The sequence below is a fragment of the Pseudomonas sp. genome, from assembly GCF_030696055.1.
Lineage (GTDB): Bacteria > Pseudomonadota > Gammaproteobacteria > Pseudomonadales > Pseudomonadaceae > Aquipseudomonas.
Map to the genome: position 1 here is coordinate 1 of NZ_JAUYNP010000331.1, position 12,486 is coordinate 12,486.

A 12,486-nucleotide genomic window follows, 5' to 3' on the forward strand; every position below is an offset into this window, starting at 1 on the left:
CACGAGCGGATGCCTGCCATAAAGCTTAGTCCTTGCAACACAGCCTTGGGACATAGCCATAAAAAAGCTCGCCAGAAGGCGAGCTTTTTCGTACCGCGCAAAGCCTTACTTCTCGACGAAGGCGCGCTCAATCAGGTAGTCGCCCGGCTCGCCCATGCGCGGCGAGACTTTCAGACCGAAGCTCTCCAGCACTTCGCTGGTTTCATCGAGCATGCTCGGGCTGCCGCAGATCATCGCGCGGTCGTCCTGCGGATTGATCGGCGGCAGGCCGATATCGCTGAACAGTTTGCCGCTGCGCATCAGGTCGGTCAGACGGCCCTGATTTTCGAACTCTTCGCGGGTCACGGTCGGGTAGTAGATCAGCTTGTCCTTCAAGGCATCGCCGAAGTATTCGTTCTGCGGCAGGTGCTCGGTGATGAACTCGCGGTAGGCCACTTCGTTGACGTAACGCACGCCGTGCACCAGCACCACTTTCTCGTAGCGCTCGTAGGTTTCCGGGTCCTGGATCACACTCATAAAGGGCGCCAGGCCGGTGCCGGTGCTGAGCAGATAGAGGTGCTTGCCGGGCAGCAGGTCATCCAATACCAGGGTGCCGGTGGGCTTGCGGCTGACCATCAGCTCGTCGCCGGGCTTGAGGTGTTGCAGCTGCGAGGTCAGCGGGCCGTCCTGCACCTTGATGCTGAAAAACTCCAGATGCTCCTCGTAGTTCGGGCTGGCAATCGAATAGGCGCGCATCAGCGGACGGCCATTTTCCTGCTGCAGGCCGATCATCACGAACTGGCCATTCTCGAAACGCAGCCCACTATTGCGGGTGGTTTTGAAGCTAAACAGGGTGTCGTTCCAGTGATGGACGCTGAGCACACGCTCGACATTCAGATTGCTCATGCTGGTTCCTCAAGAAGCGTTGGACTAGGCTCGGTTGCGGTGGATTCTAGCCGGGCGCAGAATATCTGTTAAGTTGATTATCATGATATAGGTTATCGGTTATATAGATATGCGATTTACCCTCAGACAACTCCAGGTGTTCGTCACCGTGGCCCAGCAGGAAAGCGTGTCGCGCGCCGCCGATTCCCTGGCACTCTCGCAATCGGCCACCAGCACCTCGCTCAGCGAGCTAGAGCGTCAATCCGACTGCCAGTTGTTCGATCGCGCCGGTAAACGCCTGAGCCTCAACGCCCTGGGTCTGCAACTGCTGCCGCAAGCGGTGGCGCTACTCGACCAGGCCAAGGAGATCGAGCGCCTGCTGGGCGGCAAGAGCAGTTTCGGCTCGCTGAATGTCGGCGCCACCCTGACGGTAGGCAACTATTTGGCCACCCTAATGATCGGCAGCTTTATGCAGCGCCACCCCGAATGCCGGGTAAAACTACAGGTGCACAACACCGCCTATGTGGTGCAGCAGATCGCCCATTACGAACTGGACATGGGCATGATCGAAGGCGACTGCCAGCACCCGGATATCGAGGTGCAGCCCTGGGTCGAGGATGAGCTGGTGGTGTTCTGCGCACCGCAGCACCCACTGGCCACACGCGGCGAGGCGAGCCTGGAAGAACTGACCCGCGAGGCCTGGATTCTCCGCGAGCAAGGCTCCGGCACTCGCCTGACCTTCGACCAGGCCATGCGTCATCATCCCAACGCCTTGAATATCCGTCTGGAGCTGGAACATACCGAAGCGATCAAGCGCGCGGTGGAGTCGGGCCTGGGCATCGGCTGCATCTCACGCTTGGCCCTGCGCGACGCCTTCCGCCGCGGCAGCCTGGTGGCGCTGGAAACGCCGGAGTTGGACCTGCGCCGGCAGTTCTACTTTATCTGGCACAAACAGAAGTACCAGGCCGCCGCCATGCGTGAATTTATCGAACTGTGCCGGGCCCTGACCGCCGGGGTCAGCCGCAGCGATCAGATCGTCCTGCCAACCATAGCCTGACAACACTTAGCCGGATCAACCCAGCAGGATGATCGCCCACACCAGCGCGATCAGGCTGAGCGCGGTGAACTGGGCGGCGCTGCCCATATCCTTGGCATTCTTCGACAGCGGATGCAGCTCCAGGGAGATGCGATCGATCGCCGCCTCCACCGCCGAATTGAGCAGCTCGACTATCAGCGCCAACAGGCACACCGCGACCATCAGCGCGCGCTCGACCCGGCTGACATCCAGGTAGAACGCCAGGGGGATCAGCACCAGGTTGATCAGCAGCAATTGGCGAAACGCGGCTTCACCGGTAAAGGCGGCGCGCAGGCCCGCCAGCGAATAGCCGGCGGCATTGAGGATACGTTTAAGGCCGGTCTGGCCCTTAAATGGCGACATCATGATAACTACTGCAACCCATGGAGGCCGGCAGGCTACGCCAGGCGGCGAAGAAAAGCACTTCAGTTTGCCGGGATAGATTCCAGCTGCTGCAACAACAGCGCGGCCTGGGTGCGGGTGCGCACCCCCAGCTTGCGGAAAATCGCCGTCACATGGGCTTTTACCGTGGCTTCGGACACGCTCAGCTCATAGGCGATCTGTTTGTTCAGCAAACCGTCGCAGACCATGGTCAACACGCGAAACTGCTGGGGCGTCAGGCTGGCCAACCCGGCGCTGGCCGCCTTGGCTTCCGCCGACAGGGCGATCGCCGCCTGGCTTGGTTGCGGCCACCAGAGCTCACCCTCGAGAACCAAACGCACCGCTTGCTGGATGGTTTCCAGCGAGCTGGATTTGGGGATAAAGCCGCTGGCGCCGAATTCGCGCGAACGCGCCACTATGGCCTGGTCTTCCTGGGCCGAGACCATCACCACGGGAATCTGCGGGTACTGCCCACGCAACAGCACCAGGCCGGAAAAGCCGTATGCCCCCGGCATATTGAGATCGAGCAGGACCAGGTCCCAATCGGTTTTCTGCGCCAAACAGGCTTCCAGTTCGGCGATGCTGGCGGCTTCCACCAGCCGCACATCCGGCCCCAACCCCAGGGTCAGCGCCTGGTGCAAGGCACTGCGAAACAAGGGGTGGTCATCGGCAATCAGGATTTCATAAGCGGCCATGGCGGATCCTGTTGTTGTTATGTGGGCGCGATTAACGCCATGCCCAAGCCCACCATTCGGCAGCACGGGCAGGCCAAACAAGCATGGCCCAGGCAGAAATACCCCAGCATGCCGAGCAGTGACGGGGTGGTCAAGCACGACGCTTTGCGGCACAGTCAGCAGCTTTTCCGAGTGAGAGATTGCAATGCCGAGCCACACCCTGCGCGCCGACCTATTGATGCTGCTGACCGCCATGATCTGGGGTTCGGTGTTTGTCGCCCAACGTCTGGGGATGGACTCGATCGGCCCCTTCCTCTATAGCGGCCTGCGCTTTACCCTGGCTGCCCTGATACTGCTGCCGGTGCTGCATATGCTGCAGGGCCGCGCGAATAGCGCGCCGCTGCCCGGCTTGAACCGCCACTTGCTGCTGGGCGGCATGCTGATGGGCCTGGCCCTGGCGCTGGGGATCAACCTGCAGCAGGTCGGCCTGCTGTTTACCAGCGTGACCAACTCCGGCTTTATCACCGGCCTGTACGTGATCATAGTGCCGCTGCTGGGCCTGTTTATCGGCCACAAGACCGGCCTGGGCATCTGGCTGGGCGCCTCGCTGGCAGTCGTCGGCATGTTCCTGCTCAGCGTCGGCGACGGCTTTCATGTGGCGTCAGGGGACTGGCTGCAACTGGCCGGCGCGTTTGTCTGGAGCGTGCATGTGCTGTTGGTGGGCTTCTTTGCCGGTCGCCATGACCCGCTGCGCCTGGCGCTGGTGCAGTTTATAACCTGCGCGGTGATCAGCCTGGTGCTGGCGCTGATCTTCGAAGAGATTCGGCTGGCCTCGATCATCGCCGCCGGCCCGGCGATTCTCTATGGCGGCATCTTCGGCGTGGCCATCGGCTTCACCTTGCAGGTGGTGGCGCAGAAGGATGCCATCGCCTCCCACGCCGCCATCATCTTCTCCCTGGAAGCGGTGTTTGCCGCCATCGCCGGCGCCTGGTTCCTCGGCGAAGCCCTGGAGCTGCGCGGCTACTTCGGCTGCGCCCTGATGCTCGGCGGCATGCTGCTGGCCCAGCTCTGGCCGAAAAAACTGGCGCAGCAGGCGTTATAGAAACTGGCTAAGGCGCTGGTGCAGCGGGTCGGTCAAATTCACCGCCCGCGGCGCCTTGGCCGCCAGGTAGTGCTGGCTGAACACATCCAGGTAGGCATTCAAGGCGTCGGCCGCGCGCTGATCGCCGGCCTGCTCCAGGCACAGGGCCGCCACCTCGGCGGTGCAAAAATGATCGTCACGTTTGGAGCGCCGCAGCCGATAGCGCGATAACTGCTCGGCCTGCAGGCTCAGCACCGGCAGGCTGTTGAGATAGGGGCTCTTGCGAAACATCTTGCGCGCCTCGCTCCAGGTGGCATCGAGCAGCACGAACAGTGGGCGCTTACCCGCTGTCGGCTGCACCTCGCTGACCACCCGTTCAGGGGCGACGAATTCCCCCGGAAACACCAGATAAGGCTGCCACTGCGGATCGCCCAACAACACCGGCAGCGCCGCATCGACCTCCACCCGCGACCAGGCGAAGGCCGTGGTATCGGCCAGCACATCGGCAATCAACCAGCCGGTGTTGCTCGGCTTGAGCGCCTCGACATCGTGCATCAGCAAGCACACCGCCGACTGCGCGGCGATACGCGGGCGCCAGGCACACAGGCAGTGGCTCGGGACCAGGCGACAACCCGCGCAACGTAGCGATCGGCTGCCGCGGGCATGAAAGGGTTTCACGCAGCGGGCAAGCCGCGCGGTGCGTAGACGGGCAACGGCGTGGCTCATAAGGCTGAAACCACGCGGGAGAACAAGGGCTGCATAGGAGATCCTGAATCGGCAAGCGCGGCAGTCTAACAAGGCCGCGGCGAACTGCGTACGTCTGCACGCGCGACAAGGGGTAAGATAGCCGCACTGAACCTCGGCTGGTCCTCGCCAGTCGAAGGAGCAAATTGACTTTGGAGGACCCCATGCTGCGTTTGACCAGTCTGACCCTGGCCCTGTGCCTGCCCCTATTCGCCCACGCGGCCTCGCTGAAAGACTTCGAACTGAGCAAGATGCTGGAAAAGGTCGCCCAGGAAAGCAGCGTGGGTACGCCGCGGGCGATCAACGAAGACATTCTCGACCAGGGCTATACCGTCGATGGCAACGAGCTAGTCAACCACCTCAGCGTACGCGCCGAGCATGCCGGACAGATGCGCGGCAACCCGGACACGGTGCGCGCCCAACTGGCCAACAGCGTGTGCCGCAACCCGGGTTATCGTCAGCTCCTAGCTCACGGCGCGGCGCTGCGTTATGAATTCAGCGAATACAAGAGCAATCGCCCGGTCACCACCGAGCGCTTCACCAAGTCCGACTGCGGCCTGCAGTAAGCCTTAGCTACTGCTCTTATGCGCGCGCCGCTGCTCATCGTTGGCGCGCAAATCCGCCAGCAGGGCTTCCATATAATGTGAACGCCGCGTACCGCCTTCCAAGCGGCGCAAACACTCATCTTCCACACTCAACTGGTTACTGCGCGCCGCCTCTTGCAGCAAGCGATACAGCTCCAACTCGAGCTCCAAGGTCACCTTAGGCATACCTGCCCCTCCCTTTCCACACTGCACGGCGCCCGCCGCGCAGCAACTCCAGCTAGCGCAGGCAGCGTGGATCGCCGCTCCCCTGCACTGCCGCTACTTCTGCGCCGCTCAGCAAAGTGCCCAGCGGCCTATCCAGCACCTGCGCCGCGGCCTGCAGCACATGGACCCAGGTGGCCCGGTTGGCAAACCGCATGCCCGCCTCATCCAGCGTGCCGCCACGGTTACAGTAAGCCAACACGGCGTTATAGCGCCCATCGCGCCAGATCGGCCACAGATGCCTGCGCGCTACTGGCCGGGAACAACCGCTCGACAACCTCGGCAGCGGCAACCGCCGCTTGCTCCCAGCCATCCCGCGGCGCGCGAGGACGCCCAGACTCCTGTCAGTAAACCAGACGCCAGGCACAACCGGCCGAACTCAGACGAACGGCCGCGCGCTGCCTCTCGGCCAATTGATAACTGCCGGTAGACGCTGCCCAGATCAGGCTGCAAGCCGGCTTGCGCCAGCTGCTGGGCCAAGCGCTACAACCACCGCGCAGGTCTGCGGACTATGCTGCAAAGGAGCCTCACCAGGCTGCCAGTCGGCATCACCGGGTTCGCTGTGGGCATGTTCGGCCAGCTCGCTGGCGCTGGGAAATAGCCGGGTCATAGGCAGGCTCCGATGCTTTGAGAAGAGCCTAGTGCCCTGAATAGGGATAGAGGCTGACCTGTATCAAAACCCCCGAGTGCTTATTAGGACAACCTTTGACCCGACCCATTCACACTCAGAGAGGATGACCCCATGGCTCTGCTCAACTTTCTCGGCGCCATTCAGCAGGTGACCGGCTCCTGCTATCTGATCGAGAGCCGCGATGGCGCCAAGGTGCTGCTGGACTGCGGCATGCGCCAGGGCCGCCGCGAAGAGGAGGACGGCAACCGCAGCGCCTTTGCCTTCGACCCAGGCAGCCTGGACGCCGTGGTGATTTCCCACGCCCATATCGACCATACAGGTTTACTGCCAAAACTCACCGCCGCGGGCTACCGCGGGCCGATCTACGCCACCGATGCCAGCTGCGAGCTGATGGAGTTGATGCTGCTGGACGCCGCCTTTATCCAGGAAAAAGACGCCGAATGGGAAAACAAATGGCGCGCGCGCCTGGGCAAGGCGCCGATCAGCCCGCTGTACCGCATTGCCGACGCCGAGCAGGCGCTTAGCCAACGGCGGGCGCTGGTGTATGGCGAAACCCGGGAAGTGGCCAAAGGGGTGCAAGTGACCTTCCACGATGCCGGGCATATCCTCGGCTCGGCGATTGTCGAGCTGGACGTACAGGATCATCACCTGACTCGCCGCCTGGTGTTTTCCGGCGACCTGGGCAACACCTGCTCGCCGCTGATGCATGACCCGGCCATCCTCAGCCGCGCCGACCTGGTGCTGCTCGAATCCACCTACGGCGACCGCGACCACCGCTGCAGCAGCGACACCCTGGATGAGCTGGCGGAGATCCTCCAGCAAGCCCACCGCGATGGCGGCAACGTGCTGATCCCCTCCTTTGCCGTCGGCCGCACCCAGGACCTGATCTACTACCTGGGGCGCTTCTATCAGCAAGGCCGCCTGCCGCAACAGGCGGTATTTCTCGACAGCCCCATGGCCATCCGCGCCAACGCCATCTATTCACGCTTCCAGAACCAGTTCGCCGCCGAGGATCGCGCCGCGCTGCAGGCCAAGGGCGTCAAGCGCATCGAGGACTGGCTGCCCATACTGCGCTGCACGCCAAGCCCCGAAGACTCCATGGCGATCAACCGGATCAAGAGCGGCGCGATCATCATTGCCGGCAGCGGCATGTGCACCGGCGGACGTATCGTCCACCACTTCAAACACAACCTCTGGCGCAGTGACTGCCACCTGATCTTCCCCGGCTTTCAGGCCAAGGGCACCCTGGGCCGCAGCATCGTCGACGGTGCGCAAAGCGTCAAAGTGCTGCACCAGCGCATTGCGGTAAAAGCCCAGATCCACACCCTCGGCGGCTTCTCCGCCCACGCCGGGCAGTCGCAGCTGATCGACTGGGTCAGCCACTTCGAGCATCACCCCGAGCTGTATCTGGTGCATGGCGAGCTGGAGAAAATGCAGGCCCTGCAACAGGCCTTGCGCGAGCGCCTGAACTGGATCGCCAATATCCCCGAACCGGGCGAACAGATCGCGCTCTAAGCGGCGGTTTGCCCAGCCATTCCCTTACCAAGCGGCGCCCTGAGGTTAGTTTTGCCGCTCAAATCTTTAGCTGCCAGCCATACTTAGGGCAAGGCCGGGTCATGCAGGGAGTGCGGTGCCCGACCTGTAACTAAAAGGAGAAGTTGTATGCCTTATGAATCGGATGACTACCTGTCCCGGCATTTTCAAATCAGCGGCATCGACCTGAACAGCAAAGTGGAGGAACTGAGCAACCTCGCGGCACCGCCCGACAGCCCCAACCTGGCGCTGTACCGGGAAATGCTCACCACAGTGATCCGCATGGCCCAGGCCGATCGCAACCGCTGGGATGCCAAGATCATGCTGCAGACCCTGCGCGAGATGGAGCACGCCTTCAGCTCGCTGGAACAATTCAAGCGGCGACGCAAGGTCACCGTCTTCGGCTCGGCGCGCACCCCGCGCGACCATCCACTCTACGCCCTGGCCCGTGACCTGGGCGCAACCCTGGCCAAACATGATCTGATGGTGGTGACCGGTGCCGGCGGCGGCATCATGGCCGCGGCCCACGAAGGTGCCGGCCTGGAAAACAGCCTGGGCTTCAATATCACCCTGCCCTTCGAACAAGGCGCCAATGCCACAGTGCAGGGCACCGGCAACCTGCTGTCGTTCCACTTCTTCTTCCTGCGCAAGCTGTTCTTCGTCAAGGAAGCCGACGGCCTGGTGCTCTGCCCGGGCGGCTTCGGCACCCTGGATGAAGCCCTGGAGGTGCTGACCCTGATCCAGACCGGCAAGAGTCCGCTGGTGCCCGTGGTGCTGCTCGACCAACCAGGCGGCACATTCTGGAAAAGTGCACTGGAATATATCGTCGAACAGCTGCAGGGCAACGGCTATATCCTGCCCAGTGATATGCATCTGGTGAGCCTGGTGTATAGCGTCGAAGAAGCCGCCGAGGCCATCGCCCAGTTCTACCGCAATTACCACTCCAGCCGCTGGCTCAAGGAACGCTTCGTCATCCGCCTCAACCATGCCCTCAGCGATCAAGCGCTGCAGCAGTTGAACAGCGAGTTCCGCGACCTGTGCAAAAGCGGCGACTTCCAGCAACAACCCTACTGCGAATCGGAACGCGACGAACCCGAGCTCTGCCACCTGACCCGCCTGGCCTTCGCCTTTAACGGGCGCGACCATGGCCGTCTGCGTGAACTGCTGGACCTGATCAACCAAGCGCAGAACTGGGCGGACAGCGCCTGAGCCATAGTGCAACGCCGATAGCCCCTATTGCGGGTTATCGGCGCTTGGCTAGTTTTAGCGGGAGGGTTAGAGCTGCAGCAACACGCCGCCAGTCAACAAGTGACGAAGCGCAAGGCCTGCTAACCGCTGGGCACAAATATCCCGTACTGCAGCAGCATCGAGGTGGGGGAAGAGCTGGATAAAACTGCACAAACTCAGGCGAATTGGCCGATAAACGGCTAGCGCAGACTTAGTCGTCCAGCGCACCGCGCAGCAGTCGCCCGATCCAATCCAGCGGGTAACCGCGGTAACTGAGAAAGCGCCCCTGCTGGGCTCGCTCGCGCGCATCCCGGGGCAACGCACCGGCGAACTTGCGACGCCAGGTGTGTTCCAGTTGCTCGCGCCAATCGATACCACTCTCGCGCAGCGCCTGCTCGATATCGTCGCGCGCCAGGCCACGCTGGGCCAACTCTTCGCGAATGCGCAGCGGCCCGTAGCCGGCGCGTGCGCGCTGGCCGACAAAGGAGTGCAGGTAACGCGTTTCAGACAACAAGCCCTCTTGCGCCAGGCGCTCGAGGGCGGCTTCGATCAATTCGTCTGCGGCGCCGCGATTGCGCAACTTACGGGTCAACTCGACCCGGCCATGCTCGCGCCGCGCCAGCAGGTCCATGGCCGCCCGCCGCACCGCGACGGGGTTATCCAGAACGATGGACATAGGCGCGTGAATCAGGCGTCGACTTCGGCGTCAGCCAGCTCGTCGACCGTGGCATTGGCTTTTACCGGCGCGCTGCTCACCAGCAGCTTCTCGCGGATCAGGCCTTCGATGGTGCGCGCCACTTCCGGGTTGTCTTCCAGGTACTTGGCCGAGTTGGCCTTGCCCTGACCGATCTTGCTGCCCTGGTAGCTGTACCAGGCACCGGATTTCTCCAGCAGGCCGAGCTGTACACCCAGGTCGATGATTTCGCCGTTGCGGTAGATGCCCTTGCCGTACAGGATCTGGAACTCGGCCTGACGGAAAGGCGGCGCCACCTTGTTCTTCACCACTTTGACGCGAGTTTCGCTGCCGACCACTTCGTCGCCTTCCTTCACCGCGCCGGTGCGGCGGATGTCCAGACGTACCGAGGCGTAGAACTTCAGGGCGTTACCACCGGTGGTGGTTTCCGGGCTACCGAACATCACGCCGATCTTCATGCGGATCTGGTTGATAAAGATCACCAGGCAGTTGGCGTTCTTGATATTGCCGGTGATTTTGCGCAGCGCCTGGGACATCAGGCGGGCCTGCAGGCCGACGTGCATGTCGCCCATTTCGCCTTCGATTTCCGCCTTGGGCACCAGCGCCGCCACAGAGTCGATGACGATCACGTCGACGGCATTGGAGCGCACCAGCATGTCGGTGATTTCCAGGGCCTGCTCGCCGGTATCCGGCTGCGACACCAGCAGGTCGTCGACGTTGACCCCCAGCTTACCGGCGTACTCAGGATCCAGCGCGTGCTCGGCGTCGACGAAGGCGCAGGTGGCACCGAGCTTCTGCGCTTCGGCGATGACCGACAGGGTCAGGGTGGTTTTACCCGAGGATTCCGGACCGTAGATTTCGACGATACGGCCTTTCGGCAGACCGCCGATACCCAGTGCGATATCCAGACCCAGCGAGCCGGTGGAAATGGCCGGGATCGCCTGGCGATCGTGATCGCCCATGCGCATCACCGCGCCCTTGCCGAATTGCTTTTCGATCTGGCCCAGGGCTGCCGCCAAGGCGCGCTTCTTATTCTCGTCCATTTAAGTCCTCACGTAATCAAGAAGGGCCAGCTAGCGGCCACCAACAACTGTATAAGTAGACAGTATTATTCCACAGGGCAAGTCGCCCGCCTACCCCGCGTTTGGATTTTCTTGCGTAAGCAGGCGCAACAGCCCCGCCAGTGCGGCCTCAACCGTTTGTCGGCGAACCTCGGCGCGGTCTCCGGTGAACTGGCGGCAGCTACTGAATAGCTGCTGACCATCGCCCCAGGCCAGCCACACGGTGCCCACCGGCTTCTCCGCCGAACCACCATCCGGCCCGGCTACGCCGCTGACCGCGACCGCGAAACGCGCGCCGCTCTGACCCTGAGCACCACGCACCATGGCCTCGACCACCTCACGGCTGACCGCTCCCACACTGGCGAACAAGGCCTCGGGCACTTGGAGTTGCTTGCTCTTCTGCGCATTGGAATAGGTGATATAGCCCGCCTCGAACCAGGTCGAACTGCCGGGAATACGGGTGATGGCCTCGGCAATGCCGCCGCCGGTACAGGATTCGGCCGTACTCACCTGCGCCTTGGCGCTCAGCAATTGGCGACCCAGCTCGGCAGCCAACTGGGTCAGGCGTTGTTCATTAGCGCTCATCTGCACTCCGGGGTTAAAGCCAGCCAGGGCGATACCGTACACTAGGCGCTTTTGCGATTCAGCCGGACAGTTAAAACGATGAGCCACAGCGACCTCAGCGCCCACACCCCGATGATGCAGCAGTACTGGAGGCTGAAAAATCAGCACCCGGACCAGCTGATGTTCTACCGCATGGGCGACTTCTACGAGATCTTCTACGAAGACGCGAAAAAGGCCGCCAAGCTGCTGGATATCACCCTCACCGCCCGCGGCCAATCCGCCGGCCAGGCCATCCCCATGTGCGGAATTCCCTACCACTCGCTGGAGGGCTATCTGGCCAAGCTGGTCAAGCTGGGCGAGTCGGTGGTGATCTGCGAGCAGATCGGCGATCCGGCCACCAGCAAGGGCCCGGTGGAACGCCAGGTGGTGCGCATCATCACTCCCGGTACGGTGAGCGACGAAGCCCTGCTCGACGAACGCCGCGACAACCTGCTGGCCGCCGTACTGGGTGACGAGCGCCTGTTCGGCCTGGCCGTACTGGATATCACCAGCGGTCGCTTCAGCGTGCTGGAGATCAAGGGCTGGGAGAACCTGCTGGCCGAGCTGGAGCGCCTCAACCCGGTCGAACTGCTGATCCCCGATGACTGGCCGCAGGGCTTGCCGGCGGAAAAGCGCCGCGGCGTGCGCCGCCGCGCCCCCTGGGACTTCGAGCGCGACACCGCCAACAAGAGCCTGTGCCAGCAATTCGCCACCCAGGACCTCAAGGGCTTTGGCTGCGAGAATCTGACCCTGGCCATAGGCGCCGCCGGCTGCCTGCTGGCCTACGCCAAGGAAACCCAGCGCACCGCCCTGCCGCACCTGCGCAGCCTGCGCCACGAACGCCTCGACGATACGGTGATTCTCGACGGCGCCAGCCGGCGCAATCTGGAGCTGGATATCAACCTGGCCGGCGGGCGCGACAACACCCTGCAATCGGTGGTCGACCGCTGCCAGACCGCCATGGGCAGCCGCCTGCTCAGCCGCTGGCTAAACCGTCCGTTGCGCGACCGCGCCATTCTGGAAGCGCGCCAGGAGTCGATCGCCTGCCTGCTGGAGCGTTATCGCTTCGAGACCCTGCAGCCGCAGCTGAAGGAAATCGGCGATCTGGAGCG

General features: G+C 62.8%; 13 protein-coding genes and 1 pseudogene. 6 read left to right on the top strand and 8 right to left on the bottom strand.

What is annotated here, in order from left to right; genetic code table 11:
- Window positions 1-105: 105 nt before the first annotated feature.
- Window positions 106-885, bottom strand: a complete 780-nt coding sequence (gene fpr / locus Q8Q83_RS20060; protein ID WP_305625892.1) for a ferredoxin-NADP reductase — start codon at window positions 883-885, stop codon at window positions 106-108.
- A gap of 109 nt (window positions 886-994) precedes the next feature.
- Here fpr and Q8Q83_RS20065 point away from each other — a divergent pair, with 109 nt between their 5' ends.
- Window positions 995-1,921, top strand: a complete 927-nt coding sequence (locus tag Q8Q83_RS20065; protein WP_305625893.1) for a LysR family transcriptional regulator — start codon at window positions 995-997, stop codon at window positions 1,919-1,921.
- Window positions 1,922-1,936: 15 nt separating this feature from the next.
- On the opposite strand, the gene Q8Q83_RS20070 is transcribed toward Q8Q83_RS20065, so the two are convergent.
- Window positions 1,937-2,308, bottom strand: a complete 372-nt coding sequence (locus Q8Q83_RS20070) for a diacylglycerol kinase (protein WP_305625904.1) — start codon at window positions 2,306-2,308, stop codon at window positions 1,937-1,939.
- Window positions 2,309-2,364: 56 nt separating this feature from the next.
- Complete coding sequence (gene erdR, locus Q8Q83_RS20075) at window positions 2,365-3,015, bottom strand: response regulator transcription factor ErdR (protein WP_305625894.1); 651 nt, start codon at window positions 3,013-3,015, stop codon at window positions 2,365-2,367.
- Window positions 3,016-3,199: 184 nt separating this feature from the next.
- Here erdR and Q8Q83_RS20080 point away from each other — a divergent pair, with 184 nt between their 5' ends.
- A complete protein-coding gene (locus Q8Q83_RS20080) occupies window positions 3,200-4,096 on the top strand; it encodes a DMT family transporter (protein ID WP_305625895.1) in 897 nt (298 codons plus the stop codon).
- Here the strand turns inward: Q8Q83_RS20080 and Q8Q83_RS20085 are convergent.
- A complete protein-coding gene (locus Q8Q83_RS20085; protein WP_305625896.1) occupies window positions 4,091-4,801 on the bottom strand; it encodes a tRNA-uridine aminocarboxypropyltransferase in 711 nt (236 codons plus the stop codon). The two genes, Q8Q83_RS20080 and Q8Q83_RS20085, sit on opposite strands and share 6 nt — an antisense overlap.
- Window positions 4,802-4,983: 182 nt before the next feature.
- Between Q8Q83_RS20085 and Q8Q83_RS20090 the strand changes: the two genes are divergently transcribed.
- Window positions 4,984-5,385, top strand: coding sequence for a quorum-sensing-regulated virulence factor family protein (locus Q8Q83_RS20090; protein WP_305625897.1), 402 nt, complete (start codon window positions 4,984-4,986; stop codon window positions 5,383-5,385).
- A 3-nt stretch (window positions 5,386-5,388) separates the two neighbouring features.
- Here Q8Q83_RS20090 and Q8Q83_RS20095 read toward each other — a convergent pair whose 3' ends face one another.
- Window positions 5,389-5,589 carry a hypothetical protein gene (locus Q8Q83_RS20095; protein ID WP_305625898.1) on the bottom strand — a complete coding sequence of 67 codons (201 nt, stop codon included), beginning with the start codon at window positions 5,587-5,589 and terminating at the stop codon, window positions 5,389-5,391.
- A gap of 778 nt (window positions 5,590-6,367) precedes the next feature.
- On the opposite strand from Q8Q83_RS20095, the gene Q8Q83_RS20105 reads away from it, so the two are divergent.
- The gene (locus tag Q8Q83_RS20105) at window positions 6,368-7,771 is read left to right on the top strand and encodes an MBL fold metallo-hydrolase RNA specificity domain-containing protein (protein WP_305625899.1); all 1,404 of its coding nucleotides are present in this window, start codon (window positions 6,368-6,370) and stop codon (window positions 7,769-7,771) included.
- A gap of 147 nt (window positions 7,772-7,918) precedes the next feature.
- Window positions 7,919-8,998: an LOG family protein gene (locus Q8Q83_RS20110; RefSeq protein WP_305625900.1), complete on the top strand. Its 1,080-nt coding sequence runs from the start codon at window positions 7,919-7,921 to the stop codon at window positions 8,996-8,998.
- A 229-nt stretch (window positions 8,999-9,227) separates the two neighbouring features.
- Here Q8Q83_RS20110 and recX read toward each other — a convergent pair whose 3' ends face one another.
- The 3 genes from recX to Q8Q83_RS20125 all read right to left on the bottom strand — a co-directional run bounded on the left by recX (window position 9,228) and on the right by Q8Q83_RS20125 (window position 11,356).
- Complete coding sequence (recX, locus tag Q8Q83_RS20115; RefSeq protein ID WP_305625901.1) at window positions 9,228-9,692, bottom strand: recombination regulator RecX; 465 nt, start codon at window positions 9,690-9,692, stop codon at window positions 9,228-9,230.
- Window positions 9,693-9,703: 11 nt separating this feature from the next.
- On the bottom strand, window positions 9,704-10,753 hold the full coding sequence (recA, locus tag Q8Q83_RS20120) for a recombinase RecA (RefSeq protein ID WP_305625902.1): 1,050 nt from the start codon (window positions 10,751-10,753) through the stop codon (window positions 9,704-9,706).
- A gap of 90 nt (window positions 10,754-10,843) precedes the next feature.
- Entirely contained in the window at window positions 10,844-11,356 is a 513-nt protein-coding gene (locus tag Q8Q83_RS20125; protein ID WP_305625903.1) for a CinA family protein, read from the bottom strand.
- A 78-nt stretch (window positions 11,357-11,434) separates the two neighbouring features.
- Between Q8Q83_RS20125 and Q8Q83_RS20130 the strand changes: the two are divergent.
- Window positions 11,435-12,486 (top strand): annotated as a pseudogene (locus tag Q8Q83_RS20130) (DNA mismatch repair protein MutS); the annotation flags it as partial.